This is a genomic window from Paraburkholderia steynii (assembly GCF_900100565.1).
In the GTDB taxonomy this organism is placed as follows: domain Bacteria; phylum Pseudomonadota; class Gammaproteobacteria; order Burkholderiales; family Burkholderiaceae; genus Paraburkholderia; species Paraburkholderia terrae.
This window is the reverse complement of record NZ_FNDI01000009.1, coordinates 210,687-226,126: the sequence shown is the minus strand read 5'-3', so window position 1 is coordinate 226,126 and position 15,440 is coordinate 210,687. Positions and strand designations below refer to the sequence as shown.

Annotated in this window: 15 protein-coding genes and 1 pseudogene; 6 read left to right on the top strand and 10 right to left on the bottom strand. The window is 61.0% G+C overall.

All coding sequences use genetic code 11. From position 1 onward, the window contains the following. The first annotated feature begins 277 nt into the window (after nt 1–277). The 3 genes from BLT65_RS18440 to BLT65_RS18430 all read left to right on the top strand — a co-directional run bounded on the left by BLT65_RS18440 (nt 278) and on the right by BLT65_RS18430 (nt 3,418). The gene (locus BLT65_RS18440) at nt 278–934 is read left to right on the top strand and encodes an O-methyltransferase (RefSeq protein ID WP_091779709.1); all 657 of its coding nucleotides are present in this window, start codon (nt 278–280) and stop codon (nt 932–934) included. Between the two features lie 143 nt (nt 935–1,077). Further along, the gene (locus BLT65_RS18435; RefSeq protein ID WP_091779707.1) at nt 1,078–1,701 is read left to right on the top strand and encodes a glutathione S-transferase family protein; all 624 of its coding nucleotides are present in this window, start codon (nt 1,078–1,080) and stop codon (nt 1,699–1,701) included. Nucleotides 1,702–1,960: 259 nt separating this feature from the next. Then, nucleotides 1,961–3,418, top strand: a complete 1,458-nt coding sequence (locus BLT65_RS18430; RefSeq protein ID WP_091779705.1) for a sensor histidine kinase — start codon at nt 1,961–1,963, stop codon at nt 3,416–3,418. On the opposite strand, the gene BLT65_RS18425 is transcribed toward BLT65_RS18430, so the two are convergent. Beyond that, nucleotides 3,415–3,912 carry an acyl-CoA thioesterase gene (locus BLT65_RS18425; protein ID WP_007747667.1) on the bottom strand — a complete coding sequence of 166 codons (498 nt, stop codon included), beginning with the start codon at nt 3,910–3,912 and terminating at the stop codon, nt 3,415–3,417. The genes BLT65_RS18430 and BLT65_RS18425 overlap by 4 nt on opposite strands. 202 nt (nt 3,913–4,114) lie before the next feature. Between BLT65_RS18425 and BLT65_RS18420 the strand changes: the two genes are divergently transcribed. Beyond that, a complete protein-coding gene (locus BLT65_RS18420; protein WP_091779703.1) occupies nt 4,115–4,570 on the top strand; it encodes a CBS domain-containing protein in 456 nt (151 codons plus the stop codon). A gap of 7 nt (nt 4,571–4,577) precedes the next feature. On the opposite strand, the gene BLT65_RS18415 is transcribed toward BLT65_RS18420, so the two are convergent. The 5 genes and pseudogenes from BLT65_RS18415 to BLT65_RS18395 form a co-directional block, all read right to left on the bottom strand. Beyond that, nucleotides 4,578–5,051: a helix-turn-helix transcriptional regulator gene (locus BLT65_RS18415; protein ID WP_244186523.1), complete on the bottom strand. Its 474-nt coding sequence runs from the start codon at nt 5,049–5,051 to the stop codon at nt 4,578–4,580. Between the two features lie 374 nt (nt 5,052–5,425). Further along, nucleotides 5,426–7,720 carry a sigma-54-dependent transcriptional regulator gene (locus tag BLT65_RS18410; RefSeq protein WP_091779699.1) on the bottom strand — a complete coding sequence of 765 codons (2,295 nt, stop codon included), beginning with the start codon at nt 7,718–7,720 and terminating at the stop codon, nt 5,426–5,428. A gap of 246 nt (nt 7,721–7,966) precedes the next feature. Beyond that, a complete protein-coding gene (locus tag BLT65_RS18405; RefSeq protein ID WP_091779697.1) occupies nt 7,967–8,614 on the bottom strand; it encodes a glutathione S-transferase family protein in 648 nt (215 codons plus the stop codon). 76 nt (nt 8,615–8,690) lie between these two features. Continuing rightward, complete coding sequence (locus BLT65_RS18400; protein ID WP_091779695.1) at nt 8,691–9,437, bottom strand: SDR family NAD(P)-dependent oxidoreductase; 747 nt, start codon at nt 9,435–9,437, stop codon at nt 8,691–8,693. Nucleotides 9,438–9,597: 160 nt separating this feature from the next. After that, a pseudogene (locus tag BLT65_RS18395) lies at nt 9,598–9,717 on the bottom strand (hypothetical protein); the annotation flags it as partial. 6 nt (nt 9,718–9,723) lie between these two features. Here BLT65_RS18395 and BLT65_RS18390 point away from each other — a divergent pair. Then, a complete protein-coding gene (locus BLT65_RS18390) occupies nt 9,724–10,125 on the top strand; it encodes a LysR substrate-binding domain-containing protein (protein WP_244186522.1) in 402 nt (133 codons plus the stop codon). Nucleotides 10,126–10,146: 21 nt separating this feature from the next. On the opposite strand, the gene BLT65_RS18385 is transcribed toward BLT65_RS18390, so the two are convergent. Further along, complete coding sequence (locus BLT65_RS18385) at nt 10,147–10,893, bottom strand: SDR family NAD(P)-dependent oxidoreductase (RefSeq protein ID WP_091779693.1); 747 nt, start codon at nt 10,891–10,893, stop codon at nt 10,147–10,149. 32 nt (nt 10,894–10,925) lie between these two features. Next, entirely contained in the window at nt 10,926–11,792 is an 867-nt protein-coding gene (locus BLT65_RS18380) for an alpha/beta fold hydrolase (protein ID WP_091779691.1), read from the bottom strand. A gap of 529 nt (nt 11,793–12,321) precedes the next feature. Between BLT65_RS18380 and BLT65_RS18375 the strand changes: the two genes are divergently transcribed. Then, nucleotides 12,322–13,767 (top strand): DEAD/DEAH box helicase, encoded by a 1,446-nt coding sequence (locus tag BLT65_RS18375; RefSeq protein ID WP_091779689.1) that lies wholly within the window; start codon nt 12,322–12,324, stop codon nt 13,765–13,767. A gap of 106 nt (nt 13,768–13,873) precedes the next feature. On the opposite strand, the gene BLT65_RS18370 is transcribed toward BLT65_RS18375, so the two are convergent. Then, complete coding sequence (locus BLT65_RS18370; RefSeq protein ID WP_091779687.1) at nt 13,874–14,332, bottom strand: DUF4437 domain-containing protein; 459 nt, start codon at nt 14,330–14,332, stop codon at nt 13,874–13,876. A gap of 102 nt (nt 14,333–14,434) precedes the next feature. Beyond that, entirely contained in the window at nt 14,435–15,139 is a 705-nt protein-coding gene (locus tag BLT65_RS18365; protein WP_091779685.1) for a glutathione binding-like protein, read from the bottom strand. Nucleotides 15,140–15,440: the final 301 nt, after the last annotated feature.

The window sequence follows — 15,440 nt, the reverse complement described above, 5'->3', positions numbered from 1 at the left end:
AAGGTGGAAGACCGAAGATCGCGAAGATTCGAGCGTACGAGGCGGTTTGTAGGGGGCGGCGGGCGCCAGATGGCGTGTCTGCGCGTGAATAGCGCCGCTTACGAGGTTGGATCGGATGACAGTGCGCCGTAAGGATCAGTAAGCCGCACGCGGGGAACAAGGCTCGAAAATCGAAGCCAGTCCACTGTGTGCGGAGTGCGCGCACGCTTCCCTATGCAATCCGATCGCGATGGCGCCGCCTGATGCGCGCTGCCGCGATCCATCAAGGAGCCGTTTCATGAGAGACATGCCTGTATCCACATCGCCCGTCAGTCCCATCAAGGACGAACGCGTCAATCAGGTGCTGCAGCGGTTGAACGCGTCGCGCCGCTTTCCTCGCAGCGAGGCGTTCGGCGGGCCGTCGGGCAACGATCCCGAGGCTTTCGCCGACTACGGCTTTTCGATTCATCCCGATCAGGGCGAGTTGATGTACGTGCTCTGTCGCGGGATGCGCGCCACGCGAGTCGTTGACTTTGCAACTTCAATCGGCATGTCCGCGCTGTATCTGGCGGCGGCCATGCGCGACAACGGCGGCGGGCTGGTGATCGGATCGGAGCTGGTTGCTTCGAAGGCGGAGATCGCGCGTCAGAATCTGACTGAGGCAGGGCTCGCGCAATATGCCGATATCCGTGTCGGCGATGCGCGGCAAACGCTGCGCGACGTCGGCGGTCCGATCGACTTCGCGTTGATCGACGGCTGGCCGCTGCCGGATGGGCCGTCGCTCGCGCGCACGGTGGTCGAACTGATCGCGCCGCAATTGCGCGTCGGCGGATACATCCTGAACGACAATGCCGAGCCCGATTTCCTCGAGTACATTCGTGACCCGGCCAACGGATTCATTTCGATTACTCTGCCGATCAAGCGCGGAACCGAACTGGCGCTGAAAATAAGTTGAGGCACCACGCTTCAAACTGTGGACGCGAAAGGCCGTGAGCGATGACAACGCAAAGTGGAACGGGGCTCGTTCATCAAACTGTGTCTTGAACCGTACATTGCACTGAGCCTAGACTCATCGCACTCAAACCCCTTTACTTTCGCATGCTCAAGATCCTTGGAAAGGCGTCATCCATTAACGTTCGAAAGGTGCTGTGGACTTGCGCCGAACTGAATCTTCCGTTCGAGCGGGAGGATTGGGGAACCGGGTTCCTGTCCACGCAGACCCCAGAGTTTCTCTCGTTGAACCCAAACGGTCTGGTGCCCGTCATCAAGGACGCAGACCTCGTTCTCTGGGAGTCGAACACCATCATCCGCTACCTCGCGTCGCGCTACGGCGGTGCGCATCTCTATCCGGCAGATCCACTGATGCGCGCGCCCGTCGATCAATGGATGGACTGGCAGGCAACGGATCTCAACCGCTCGTGGAGCTACGCGTTTCTCGCGCTGGTCCGGCAGTCGGCTGCGCATCAGGCGGAGAAGGAAGTCGCGACGTCGATCGCCAGCTGGACGGCGCACATGCGCATATTGAACGGGCAGTTGCTGGCAACCGGCGCATTCGTTGCCGGAACGCAGTTCTCGCTCGCTGACATTCCCGTGGGATTGTCCGTTAACCGCTGGTTCAGCACGCCTTTCGAACACGCGCAATTCCCGGCCGTATCGGAGTACTTCGAGCGTTTGAGCGACCGTCCGGGCTTCGAAGCCTATTGCGCAAACGGGTTGCCATAACCGGCGCGGAGCAGGGTAAATGTTGCGCTAAAATCGTGGCACCGCGGGAACGAAAAAGCGCCAGCGGTCTGGTACGAACACTGCTGCCAGTGCGACCGAGAACAACAACGCCGCTGTGCTGATGGGGAACGCGAGTCGCTTGACGACATTCAGGCAAACGTTGTCGGCCTGTTGGCTGAGCTTGCTAACTGAGCTTGTTTCAACCCGACCCGTCCAGCCTGCCGAGGAACAATCAGCGGCGAAACACACATAAGGCTTTATGTATTCGACCTTGCCAGCGTTCGTATCCGCGCTGTTCCTGGGCTTCGGTGTCTACGTCCTGTTGACTGAAGGCGTGACGCGTCTGTCGACGCCGTTCGCGCTGATGTGCATGGCGACCTTCGCGTGGCAGGGCACGTGGGCGTTCCTGTTTCAGACCACGAGCCCCGAAACGGCCGGCATACTGGTCAAGGCGGGCTACTTCTTCATCCTGTTCCTGCCAACCACGTTCTATCACTTCGTGACCGAACTCGTCGAACGGCGCGACGAGCGGCCTCTGCTGATGGCGTCGTATGCGTTGTGCGTAATCCTCGCGGTGTTGCTGGTGACGAGCGACGAGGTGGTCGCCGGTTTCGGCGTTCATTTCTTCGGCGACTATCCGCGTGCAGGGCGACTGCACCCAGTACACGTGATGCAGACCGTTCTGCTCGCCGCGCGCAGCGGATGGCTGCTGATCGTATCGAGGCGTCAGGCGCGTGCCCGTCACAGACGGCGCCTGCTGGGTCTCTGTCTCGTGAGCCTGTGCCTCTATTCTTTAGCGGCGAGCGACTATGCCGTCAATTACGGCTATGTGTTCTATCCGCCCGGCGTCATCTTTATTGCCATCAGTCTGGGTATTCTCGCCATCACCATTGTCCGGCATGGCTTGATGCGGCAGTACTTTCTCGCCGCGACGGTCGCGCAAGAAGTCGCGATGCCGCTCGAAGTGATCGGCATGCATGCCGATGAACTCGGCAACGCGCTGCCGGAATTGTTGCGCGGATATCAGCTGGCCGTGCGGCACCAGTTGCTCGTCAACGGGCTTTATCCGGGGCAGTCCGAGCGACTGCCCACGCTCACCCGGGCGATTCGCCGTCAGATCGACAGCACGAGTACCGTGGTCGAGATGTCGCTGGCGTCGTTCACACTGGACCGGCTCGATCGCCGGAGCTTCGGCCCGCAGTCGATCAGACACTGCGTCGAGTCGGCACTGGACCGCTATCCGTTCGTGCCGGGCGAGCGCGCTCGCGTCTCCGTTCTCCCGATCGACCCGCAGTTGCGTTTCTCCGGCACGGACTCGCTGTTCGTCTTCGTCATTTTCAACCTGTTGAAAAATGCGTTGTACTCGATCGAGTCGAGCGGCTCGGGCAGCATCACGATCAGCGCGGGGCGCGACGGAGGCTTTTGCGTCGTTCACTTCAACGATACCGGTCCGGGTATCGCGGCCGACGTGCTGCCGCATATCTTCGATCCGTTCTATTCGACCAAGCCGCATGGACACGCAGGCGGCATGGGACTCGATTTCTGCCGGCGCGTGTGCGACGCGTTCGGCGGCACGATCTCGTGTGCGTCGACACCGGGCGTGCTGACCACGTTCACGCTCAGATTGCCGGAGCCGGGTTCGGCGGCGGACCGCGCAATACACGATCCGCCGCCACGGGCCCGGCGCTCGCGCGCCGGGCAGGGTGGAATCAATTAGTTCGTGACGGACGGCAGGATCACTTCATATTCCTTGACCCGCTCGATGATTCCTTCCGGGAAACGCCGGATCCGCTTGTCCATTCCGGCAAACAGAATCTGCTGATATCCGTGCGACACAGGCCGTCCGTCCACGCAGAAACGGAACAGCAGATACGCCGAACATTGCCGAACCTGGAATGTGTTCAGGTAGCAGTCGACGCGCTGGAACGGAAACGTCTCCTGCACGTATTCCTGATGCGCGCGTTTCGTGACAAAGGTGCCCCCTGCGGCCAGCAGATTGTTGTGAATGCACTCATGGAACCAGCGTTCCCGACAGACGCCCTGCCACTCGAAGTAACGGGCGAAATACGTATTCATGAAGGCATTGGAATCCTTGAGATAGATGTCGATGACATGGTGAAAGGTTTTCTGGGGCGCTCCCTCCAGGTTATCGGCGGACAACAGTTCGGAAGTACGCGACAGAACTTGAGGGATGGCTTCGCGAGTCAACATGCATTGCTCCTTGGGATGCCGCTGGCGGCGGCCACGCATTCCTCCTGCATGAAGGAACGCCCCAATTCTGGCCCCTCGACTGGAGTTTCCATTTCGGCTGCCGTTAATCGACTAGTGGGACGGTACACCGGCGACAGTCGACTGGCGCGGGCGCGCGGTTCCATGCCGCATCCGTTTCCCCGCAATAACAGAGAGTTCAGCGATGAAAGTAGAAGATCTGATGACGAAGCGCGTCGTAACCGTCGGTTTCGACGACACGCTCGAAACCGTCAAGGACATATTTGAGCAATCCGGGTTTCATCATCTGCTTGTCGTTGAGGACAGGGAACTGCAAGGCGTGGTGTCCGACCGCGATCTGTTGCGCGCGTTGAGTCCGTTTATCGACAGTGTCGTCGAGACCCAGCGGGATATCGGCACGCTGAGCCGGCGCGTGCATCAGATCATGAGCCGCAAGCCCATTACGCTGCGCCCGGATGCCGACGTGAGCGAGGCTATCCAGTTGTTTCTGGCGCATCCCATTTCGTGTATTCCGATTGTCGACGGCGGGTCGAGGCCGGTGGGAATCGTCAGCTGGCGCGATGTACTGAAGGTCTGTTCGGAGATGCTGAAGTCGCCCGTCGATGAAGGCGGCGGCGTTGAGCCCGAAGCGCGCGCCTAGCCTTAATTCATTTGCAAGCCAAAGCGCGATATTCCTGCGGCGCCATCCCATAAGCGCGCCGGAACGCACGCGTAAAGACGGACGCGCTTTTGAAGCCCAGGCCGAAGGCAATCTCCAGCACCAGCGCGTGCGGATAGCGGATGAGGTCATCGGCCGCATGGCGCAGCCTGAGATCGCGGATGTAAGCGCCGAGGCCGCCCTCATGCTGAAACAGCCGATACAACGTCGAGCGCGGAAGCTGTAGCGCGCTCAATACGCTTTCGGGCGAGAGTTGATCGTCGCACAGATGCGCGTCGACATAGCGATGCACCCGCTTGACCATGGCGGCTTGCGATTCCGTGCAGGTGTCGTCGCGCGCCAGGCTTCGCGGCACGTAGCAAGCATCAAATGTGGTAGCGCAGTGGTCCATGCGGAATTGTTCTTTGCCGGAGCACCTCCGGAAGCTTCGGGGTGAAGCGACGCGCTTCTCTCTGGAAGCCATTCGTCGCCACCTGCATCTACAGCTACAACAACAGCACGGCCCTATCGATTGGGTGCTCGGACGCTGAAAATCAGCCCACCTTTTCAGCAAGCGTTGTGCCATGCAGCCAAAGCCAATGGCAGCGGGAAAACCCCCGTGCTCGATGCGAAGGAGTGGACGATTCCGGCCAGCGATCGAAATGGAGATGGACGATTTCGGCCAATGGGCGATCGTGGCCACGGTGATGCGTCGATATCGTCCATGCGCAAGGCGAGTCGGCAGGCGAGCGCCGTCAACCGGACGAAGCCGTCCGGCAGAGCGGGCAAGGAAAGGAGTCCGGCGGCACGGCCTACTGAGCTGTGCCGGATCGAAGCGCAGAGGCCGCAGCGCGCCGGTTACGCGTTGCCGAGAGAAACCTCGTGACGCAGTTCGGAAAGCAACGCCACCGCGCTGGCAATCCGGCTGGTCCGGTCCGTGGGCAACGCGCGCAATCCGCGTTCGAGCGTGTCGATTGCTTCCGCGCGGCGTCCCGTCGATCGAAGCAGGTCCGCAAGATAGCGCGCGGCATCGACGCGCGCCGGCACGGAGCCGAACGCGAGCGCCGTCGATAGCGCGGTGCGCAGACCCTGTTCCGCAGCCGTCAGATCGCCGAGCGCCCACTGCGCACGCGCCCGCGTGACCAGCAGTTCGCCGAGATAGACGCGTTCCTGGCGGGCCAGCGTTTCATCGACGGCGCCGGCGAGCATTGCCTCGCAGGATTGCGCGCGGCCCGCGCGCAGCAGCAGTTCGCCGTGCTGCCACGCCATGAACGAATAGAACAGCGCACCGCCATTGCAGACGACGTGATTGTCGTAACCGTCGAGCATGATGGTTTCCGCTTCATCCGAATGACCGAGCGTGCTGAGATGACAGGCACGCAGTATCTGGCCCACACCGCGATAGAACGCGAAGCCGTTTGCGATCGACACCGATTCGAGTTCGCTCGACAGACTCCCGAGCCGGTCCGCGTCATCGAACAGACACGCGAGCCACGAAGCGCCCTGCAGGTTGACGGCATGTGCGAACGCATGCGGACCCGGTTCCGACGAACGCAGGATCAGCATTTCCATCGCGCGCCGCGCCTGCCCGAATGCGCCGATCTGATACGCGGCGAGTCCTTCGAAAGTCAGCGCAAGACTGGCGAGGTCGATCCCCTGTGAGCCGGTGCGCGTGTCGTTGCGCCCCACACCGAGCAGATCGCCGCGCGCGAGACAGGCCAGCGCTTCCTCGCTGTCGCCGAGCCAGAACAGCGTGTTGGTCATCGCGACGTGGGCTTCGTCGAGCGAAACGCGGTCGCGGCTGTTCTGCGCACGCTGCAGCATGTCCTGCGCGGTGGCGCGCGCCTGTTTGAGTTGCAGCGTCGTCAGTTGCGTCGTCCAGACGCCGAACTGGATCGCGGCGATTTCGGCCGGTTCGCAGATGCCTTCGCCGATCGACAGCGCGGCCGCATAGCATGCGGTGGCTTCCGCATAGAGCCAGCCATGCACGCTGCGCAGACTCATGCCGAGCAGCCGGTAAGCATCGAACTGCAAGCGGCGCACCGAGTCCTGATCGGGGTTGGCCTGCAGCACGTCGAGGCAGCGGCGCAAAGGCGGAATGGCTTCCGCGAAGCGCGACTCCTCGATCAGCGCAGTCGCATGTTCGAGACACTTACGGGCCTCGCGATGATGCTCCTCACGCGATTTCAGTCGCCGCTCGATAGTCTTGCGGCCGACGCCGAGCAAAGCGGCGGCGGCGCTCTTGTTGCCCGCCGTCCTTTCGAGCGCGCGGTCGATCAGCAGATCTTCTGCGGCGGCCAGCTTGTCGCGTCCGTCGAGTTGCAGCAGCATGTCGGCGAGGCTCGCGCGCGAGACGGGCCCGGAGGCTTCGTTTGCGAGAAACGGTTCGAGCGTGTCGACGTCGATCAGGGTATTTTCGGCCAGCACACTCAACTGGCTGATCAGATTGCGCAACTGCCGGATGTGGCCGGGCCACGCGTGCTGGCTGAGCCGCCGCACTGCAGCGGGCGAAAACTCCAGATGCCGCGCCTGTTGCGAAGCGAAATGCGCAACGAGCGCGGGTATGTCCTCGACGCGCTGTTCGAGTCCGGGCACGGCGAGCACGAAGACGGCGAGCCGGTAGAACAGATCTTCGCGGAAACGACCTTCGCGCGAGAGTTCGCGCAGGTCGCGGTGAGTCGACGCGACGACGCGCCCTTCGAAACGAAGATTGGTCGAAGAACCAATCGGACGGAAGGTGCGCGTTTCGAGCACGCGCAACAGTTTCGGCTGAAGGGCGAGCGGCAACTCGCCAATTTCATCGAGCAGCAGCGTGCCTTTGCCGACCTGCTGAAAGAGTCCCTGACGGTTTTCCGCGGCGCCCGTGAAGGCGCCTTTCACATGCCCGAACAATTCTGCTTCGACGAGATGCTCGGGAATCGCGCCGCAGTTCACGTCGACGAACGGCTGGTCGTGACGCGCGCTGCGTATGTGTACGCGGCGTGCAACCAGTTCCTTGCCTGAACCTGTCGGGCCGAAGATGAGCAGCGCGTGATCGGTCGGTGCAACGCGATCGATCAGGCGGACCAGTTGGCGAAATGCAGGCGCGGCGCCGATGAACCCGCCGGAATTCGTCTTGTTTTGGGCGAACGGGATGACCGGGGAAGAACTCATTGGCAACTGGGCTCCAGATAAATCCGCGCATGGGGTGCCGGGACCGTCCGCGGCGAAGATGGAAGTATGACGGGTTGTTGGAGGTCTGGTGCTTTTGAAATTAAACGTTATGCCCGTGTGTGGCGGCGCGTTGCTGTTAACGGCATTGATTCGACTACGCTTTAGTGCCTGAGAATTAGCATGCTATGACGGTGCCTGAAAGCTCAGACACCGCCACTACGACCCGAAAAGTACTTACACAGTTCTCTAAGCTTTCGAAGAAGAACGTGTCGACACCTTGTCGTACCACGCCTGCAGCGCGTCGAATTCCGCGGGAATGGTCATCTTCATGCCGCCCGCCGCAAAGTCGATCGTCACGAGCGTCGTGATGTCGGCCGCCGAGAATTCGTCACCCGCGACGAACGGCACTTGCTTGAGACGATCGTTGAAGTCGGCAAAGAAGTTGGCAACACGCAGCTGGCTGCGTTCGACGATCTCAGGAATCTGCTCGTAAGCATGCGGACCTGACAACGCGCGACCTTTCAGGCCGGCCACGGCATTGCGCACACCTTCCATCACTGCCGTAAATCCGTCGAGTTCGGCGCGTCGTTCCCACATTGCAATCAGCGCTTTCTGTTGTGGTGTCGTACCAAGCAAAGCGGGCTTCGCAGGATACGCTTCTTCGACGTAGCGCCAGATTGCCGGGACTTCACCAATCGTCGTGCCGTCTTGCAGAACGAGCGCGGGAACCTGACGACGAGGATTGATCGCTACGTACGCAGCTGAGAATTGCTCTTTCTCGCCAAGGTTCACTGTTTTAGTCGGAATCTCGAGGCCCTTCTCGGCAAGAAAAATACGCACGCGGCGAGAGTTCGGAGAAGCCTTTGATTCGTAAAGCGTGAGTTCGGTATTCATGTTCTGTCCAATCAGATAGAAAGTACTGGACCCGCCCTCGAAGGTTTAAGCCTGAGGGCGAGTGACCTGGCGGAATTCAGCCCGCCGTTTTGCCGCCGTCGACGGTAAGGATCTGGCCGGTGACGAACGCGGCGCCTTCGGCTGCGAGATAGAGGACGGCTGCGGCGATGTCATCGGGTTTGCCGATGCGCGCAAGCGGCACCTTGGACGCGAGCGCGGCCTTGTTTTCCGGTGTGCTGGTGAAGCGGTCGAGCATGCCCGTGTCGGTTGGACCTGGCGCGACGGCATTCACACGAACGCCCGTCGAAGCAACCTCAAGCGCGGCCGACTTCGTGATGCCCTCGACCGCGTGCTTGCTGCCCGCATACACCGACGCGAACGCCGCGCCTTCGTGACCGTAGGTCGATGAAATATTGACGATGCTGCCTGCGCGCTGCGCCGTCATCACGCGCAACTCGTGCTTGAGGCTCAGCAGCGTGCCGAGGACGTTGGTGTCGAACGTGTCGGCATAACTGTCGGCCGTCTGCTCGACCACGGGACCCGGCCGACCTTCCGTTCCAGCATTGTTGACGGCTACATCCAGCCTGCCGTATCGCGCGACGGTCTGGTCGACCAGGTTGCGGACTTCTTCATCGTGGCGCACATCCGCCTTCACGAAGAGGGCTTCCGCGCCCGCTTCGCGCAATGCGGCTTCGAGCGCTGCGCCTTCTGCGGCGCGACGGCCCGACACGACGAGGCGCGCTCCGGCACGAGCGAACGCAAAGGCGGTTGCACGACCGATGCCCGTCAGGGCACCTGTGATAAGGACGACGGGTTGATTCATTTGAGGCTCCAGTCAGGTACGTGTACGACACAACGCTTGTGTCGTTCTGCTCGGTGAGCATGATGGAGCCAACTTTAGCCGTCGCTTGCGGCTATGAAAAAGACTTTCCAGGCTGGAGGGCATGCCTGTCGAGCATGCCGTGTCGAAGAGTCAGGCAGCTTCAGTCTGCCGCTTCGCGATACTTCGCAAACCTCGAAGTCTGCCCGATGCCTGGATTGAAGCAATTGCACGGATCGAGCTTTTGATAGAACGCCGCGAGCGCGGGCTTCGCGTAGACATGCTTGTCGTGCTGCCCGAAGGCCAGCGTCTGAACCGGCGGCGCGTCGATCTTGCGGATCTGGCCGGCGATCCGTTCATCATCTTTCCGCGAACGATTGGCCCCGATCTTTACGATTCGCTTATCGGCCCGTGTCATGCAACTGGTTTTGCGCCTTCGATCAGCATGGAGTCGCCGCAGATTTCGTCGGCGGCGAACCTGGTGTCAGCAGGGTTTGGTGTCGCGGTGGTGCCGTCTTCGATGCGACAGGTGCAGGTCGAAGGCGTCTCGTACCACGAGCTTCAGGGCAAGCCGCTCGCAACGGGTATTGCGTTGATCCATCGGCAGCGCGAAGGGTCGCCAGCCGTGACGAATTTCGTCAGGATCGTGCGGCAGTATCGTGCGGCGGCGCGGCGTTCGTCGGGACAATGACGATCGCCGCGAAAGGATCGATCAGAGCTTCGATCCGCCATCCACACGCAGCGTGTCGCCTGTGATCCAGCGTGCGTCGTCGGAGGCGAGGAACACGGCGGCGCCCGCGATATCGTCAGGCTGCGCGACGCGCTTGAGCGCCTGCATGCCCAACGTGAAGTCGCGGCCGGCGTCCGTCCTCGCGAAGTTCGACATATCCGTTTCGACGACACCCGGCGCGATCGCATTGACGCGAATGCCGCGTTCGCCGAGCGCGGACGCGAAGTGACGCACGAGCGTGTCGACAGCGCCTTTGGTCGCTGCGTACGCGGACAGGTTGTTGACGGACGCGCGCGCCGCAAGCGACGACAGCAACACGACGCTGCTGCCTTCACCCAGCACGGGCAGCAACTGCTGCACGAGGAAGAACGGCGCGCGCACGTTGACGGCGAACAGGTTGTCGAAATCTTCGACGGTCGTTTCTTCGATCGGCGCGGCCTTCGAGATGCCCGCATTCGCGACAAGGATGTCGAGACGATCGCCCGTCAGCGACCGCACGCGCTTCGCAAGTTCGTGCGGCCCGTTCGCGTCGCGCAGATCGGCGGCGACCTTGTCGGCCTGTCCGCCCGCTGAGCGGATCGCTTCGACCACGGCGTCGGCGGCCTGCTCTGCGCTGCTGTAGTGGACCAGCACGCGTGCGCCTGCTTGTGCGAGCGCGATGGCCGTGGCGCGGCCGATGCCGCGGGAAGCGCCTGTCACGAGCGCGGTCTTGCCTGTCAGCTTGTTCATGATGAGATTCCGTTGAATGTGATGAGAGCGCGTTACGCGTTGCGTGCGCCGGCTTCCGAGAGAAACTGATCGACGTGTGCGACGAAGCGTTCGGGGTACTGGTACAGCGAGCCGTGATTGGCGTCCGGATAGATGATCAGTTGCGCGTTCGGGATGTGCTGCTGCAGGATCCACGAGTTGATCGAATAGATGATCACGTCGTTGTCGCCGTTGATGACGAGCGTCGGCTGCCTGAGCGCGTCGAGATAGTCGTACGGGTTCTCGCGCGGCGCGCCCCACTTCGCGAGCGCGGCGAGTTGCGCGGGCGCGACCTGGTCGCTGGCTTCGGGGTCGCGGTTCTCCGTGCGCAGACGGAAGCGCTCGACGAAGCCACGGCCCGCTGCCTGGCTCGCTTCGGACGGTGCAAAGTGAACGCGCAGCCACAAGTCATCAGGATGCGCATACGATGCGCCGAAGATCTCCTGCGCTTCGGGCGTGAGCGACACCATGCCTTCGCCGCTGCGCGGACCTGTGCCGACGAGGATCACCTTGCGCACCAGTTGCGGCTTCGTAATCGCGAGTTCCTGCGCGATCAGGCCGCCCATCGAAAAGCCGAGCACGTCGACCTGCTTCAGCCCAAGCGCTTCGACGAACGCAGCAGCATTGGCGGCCATTTCTTCGATCGACTCCGGTACGGCGCCCGAGCTGCTGGAAATCCCGGCGTTGTTGAACAGGATCACTTCGCGGTTTTGCGCGAGGCCGTCGGTGACGGCAGGGTCCCAATGGTCCATCGTGCCCGTGAAGTGAATGTTCATCACGAGCGGCACAGTATTCGGGTTGCCGAAGCGGCGATATGCGAAACGGACGCCGTTGGCCTCGACGAACTGGGTCGGCGCGGTTTGATGAGTATGGCGGGTCATGGCGGTTGTCCTTTGGGAAATCCGTTGCAGTTCATTGCGGCGTGATATAGCTGAAACGTATGGGATACCGCTGGTGTGCTGCCGCTGTCCCGTCCGTATGCGCTTCGTGTATCGCCGTCCTGCAACGTAATGTAGGCGCGTCGAACTCTTTCGAAAAAGACTTTGTAGGCTGTGCGGCATGCCTAAAAAGCATGGCTCAGGGCGCTGTCCGGCCACCGTTCACGCGCAGCACCCGTCAGGCCTTCGCGACGGCATGCTTGCGGGCGTGATAGATGCCCGCTTTCGTTTTCACATACGAACTCGGAGATCAGTTATCCGTATCAGCCGGCGGCCAGGAATGGACGGTGACGGGCCGCCTGAGATCGTCGACAATGCCGACATTCCTGGATCGGTAGGTAGTAGAAAAATGCGCGTTATCGGCGGGCGAGGGTCCAGGGCGATGACGGTGAGTTGTATCCTGCGCAGCCTTGATCTGCGCGCCGCAATCAGGCGGAACCGCTAGAATTGCGGTTTTAGCCGGAATTCGCCCATGTCTTTTGCCTCGCTTGGCCTGATCGATCCCTTGCTGCGTAATGTGCAGGACCTCAATTACCAGACACCTACGCCGGTGCAGGCCAAGGCGATTCCTGCTGTGCTCAGTGGCAAGGACGTCATGGCTGGGGCACAGACGGGCACTGGCAAAACGGCGGGTTTTGCGCTGCCGCTGTTGCAACGGCTAGTGCAACACGGCCCGGCGGTGTCCAGCAACCGCGCACGTGTTCTGGTGCTGGTGCCCACGCGTGAACTGGCCGAACAGGTGCTGCAAAGCTTTATCGCTTACGGCAAAGGCCTCGACTTACGATTTCTGGCCGCCTACGGTGGTGTGAGTATCAACCCGCAGATGATGAAGTTGCGCAAAGGCGTGGATGTGCTCGTTGCCACGCCGGGCCGTTTGCTCGATCTCAATCGCCAGAACGCAGTGCAGTTTGACCAGGTGCAAACGCTGGTGCTGGATGAAGCCGACCGCATGCTGGATCTGGGTTTTGCGCGCGAACTCAACGCCGTCTTTGCTGCCTTGCCCGCTCAGCGCCAGACCCTGCTGTTCTCTGCCACGTTTTCCGACGATATCCGCGCCATGGCGGCGGGCATTCTGCGCGGCCCCGTCCATATCAGTGTCAGCCCGCCCAATGCCACGGCCAGCAAGATCAAGCAGTGGGTGGTGACGGTGGATAAAAAGAACAAGCCCGACCTCTTCATGCACCTTGTGGCTGAGAACAACTGGGAGCACGCGCTGGTGTTCGTCAAAACCCGCAATGGCGTGGATTACCTGGCGGCCATGCTGGATGAAGCGGGCTATGCGGTCGACACCATCCACGGCGACAAACCGCAACCCGCGCGCCTGCGTGCGCTGGAGCGCTTCAAGACGGGCGAAGTCAATATGCTGGTAGCCACCGATGTGGCTGCGCGCGGGCTGGATATCGACGACCTGCCGCTGGTGATCAACGTTGATCTGCCGATCGTGGCGCAAGACTATGTCCACCGTATTGGCCGTACCGGCCGCGCGGGCGCCAGCGGCGTGGCGGTGTCCCTTGTGTGTGCCGATGAAGCGCCGCAACTGGCCGCGATTGAAGCGCTGATCCGGCAAACGCTGCCGCGTGAAGAAGAGCCGGGTTTTGAAGCCGAACACCGCGTGCCGCAAACCAGCGCGACGGGCCAGATCATCAAGAAACCCAAAAAGCCCAAGAAGCCCAAAGTGCCGCAAGCTGCGCCGGGCGCGACGCAGGTGCCCAGCAAAAAACCGCGCCCGCAAAGTGGCGAAAACAGACACAAGCCTGCGGCGCAGCGCGCTGTGGCTGCGGGTAAGGGCACAAGCTTGTCTGGCGGTAACCCATTCAGCGCGCAAAAGCCACGCAGCAAACCCGCCAGCAAGCCTGCTGCGGGTTCGCGTAAGCCGGCTGGCAAACCCGCTGGCGGCCGCGGAAAACGTCAACCCTGATCCGTTGGGATAAGTAACGCCCGCCCTGGAACAGGCTAGTCAGTATGACTTCCGTGAGCCCGGGGCTGGCGCGCCCTGAGGAATCAAACAATCGACCGGTGTCGATTCACCTGGCGGGCAGATAATCGAATGCGCCCTTCGATGTCACGAAGAAGATGCACTCAGTCTGCGAAATGCACTTCGTGACGTGCTGCTCACCGCCCTTCTGGTACCAGTACGATCCTGCCGGCAGCGGGTGATCCTGCTTCGAACCCGGCGGTTCATTGGCAACGACGCCAGCAATGACGACGCCATAGTAGGAGTGGGTGTGCGTGTGTACGCCACTGGCTGTGCCGCCCGGCATCTTGATGTAATTGCTGTGCGCGCCGTTTGCCGGATCGCCCCAACCATTGGCGACCGTCAGGCCTTCCTTGTCCTGATAGAACTTCAGTTCAGTAACCGGCACGACCTTGGAGCTGTCCGCGTAGAGGTCCGGGTTTCCTCCGGCTGCGGCGGCGAGCACGGGGATCGTGGCCACAATCGCAGCGGCGATCGTCATGCGTTTGACCTTGTTCGTAAAAAACATTTTCAGTTCCTTTAAATCTAAGTCGAATAAAATCAGTATTACGAAATTGATGATTGGCAGAAAGATTTGGGCGCGTGTGTCATCCGTCTTATCTTTAGTGAATCATGCTGTCGGCTGCATCTGGGCGTACAACTGCTTGCGATGCTCATCTGTCAGTTGCGCGGGGCGTACTGCTTCAGCCAGCGCATAGGCGCGTTTGACGGCGGGTCGTTCGGCGACGCGTTCTAGCCAACGCGCGACATGTGGAAAGCGATCCATCGCGATTCCCTGCGCGGCATGCTGCGTTACCCATGGATAAACCGCCATATCCGCAATCGAATATTCCCCCGCAATGTACTCACGGTCGGCCAGTCGTTTGTTCAGAACGCCGTAGAGCCGCCCCGCCTCCCTGGTGAACCGTTCGATTGCCAAAGGCAGTTGTTCTGATGCGTACGTACGGAAGAAGACCGTTTGGCCCAAAATCGGCCCGAGACCGCCCATTTGCCAGAACAACCATTGCAGGACTTCGACGCGACCATTCGGGGTGGCAGGAATGAACTGCCCCGTCTTTTCCGCGAGATGCAACAAGATTGCACCGGATTCGAAAACCGATGCGTCGAGTTGACGGTCTACGATGGCCGGCATCCGGTTGTTTGGCGAAATCTTTTCGAAGTCGGCGGTTAGCTGTACTCCTTTGCCGATATCGACGGGGTGTATCTGGTAAGTCACACCGGTTTCTTCGAGGAAGATGGCGACTTTCTGACCGTTTGGCGTGGGCCAATAGTAAAAGTCGATCTCGGTCACGTTGGTGGTCGCTGCAGTAGTCATGGAAATCTCACTGGTGATATTCGAAATCACTTAGTTCGTGATTGATGGCGCCGAGTATGGGCGATCGCCAGGATTCGAGAAACGAGCTCGACCAGAAAAGACCATTCTCGTAACGCGAACGCTGACATGGGCGGGTGGCCGTGTTTTTTTCGGACGAAAGGAGGGCGTTGCTGGAATCTGACTGGCTACGTTCTGTGTCGCCTGTTTCGCACTTCCGACATTGCGGATTCGACAACGCCGATCCACTCATCTCGTTACGCGAACGGTGCATTCTTCATTCGTGTTATTCCGCCAGTTCGAT

Bases quoted from the DNA above. Each gene is read 5' to 3' on its own strand.
- BLT65_RS18370 (WP_091779687.1), bottom strand. From the start codon at position 14,332: ATGTTTTTTACGAACAAGGTCAAACGCATGACGATCGCCGCTGCGATT.
- BLT65_RS18385 (WP_091779693.1), bottom strand. From the start codon at position 10,893: ATGAACAAGCTGACAGGCAAGACCGCGCTCGTGACAGGCGCTTCCCGC.
- BLT65_RS18415 (WP_244186523.1), bottom strand. From the start codon at position 5,051: ATGGCTTCCAGAGAGAAGCGCGTCGCTTCACCCCGAAGCTTCCGGAGG.
- BLT65_RS18430 (WP_091779705.1), top strand. From the start codon at position 1,961: ATGTATTCGACCTTGCCAGCGTTCGTATCCGCGCTGTTCCTGGGCTTC.
- BLT65_RS18375 (WP_091779689.1), top strand. From the start codon at position 12,322: ATGTCTTTTGCCTCGCTTGGCCTGATCGATCCCTTGCTGCGTAATGTG.
- BLT65_RS18440 (WP_091779709.1), top strand. From the start codon at position 278: ATGAGAGACATGCCTGTATCCACATCGCCCGTCAGTCCCATCAAGGAC.
- BLT65_RS18435 (WP_091779707.1), top strand. From the start codon at position 1,078: ATGCTCAAGATCCTTGGAAAGGCGTCATCCATTAACGTTCGAAAGGTG.
- BLT65_RS18420 (WP_091779703.1), top strand. From the start codon at position 4,115: ATGAAAGTAGAAGATCTGATGACGAAGCGCGTCGTAACCGTCGGTTTC.
- BLT65_RS18365 (WP_091779685.1), bottom strand. From the start codon at position 15,139: ATGACTACTGCAGCGACCACCAACGTGACCGAGATCGACTTTTACTAT.
- BLT65_RS18400 (WP_091779695.1), bottom strand. From the start codon at position 9,437: ATGAATCAACCCGTCGTCCTTATCACAGGTGCCCTGACGGGCATCGGT.
- BLT65_RS18405 (WP_091779697.1), bottom strand. From the start codon at position 8,614: ATGAATACCGAACTCACGCTTTACGAATCAAAGGCTTCTCCGAACTCT.
- BLT65_RS18425 (WP_007747667.1), bottom strand. From the start codon at position 3,912: ATGTTGACTCGCGAAGCCATCCCTCAAGTTCTGTCGCGTACTTCCGAA.
- BLT65_RS18380 (WP_091779691.1), bottom strand. From the start codon at position 11,792: ATGACCCGCCATACTCATCAAACCGCGCCGACCCAGTTCGTCGAGGCC.
- BLT65_RS18410 (WP_091779699.1), bottom strand. From the start codon at position 7,720: ATGAGTTCTTCCCCGGTCATCCCGTTCGCCCAAAACAAGACGAATTCC.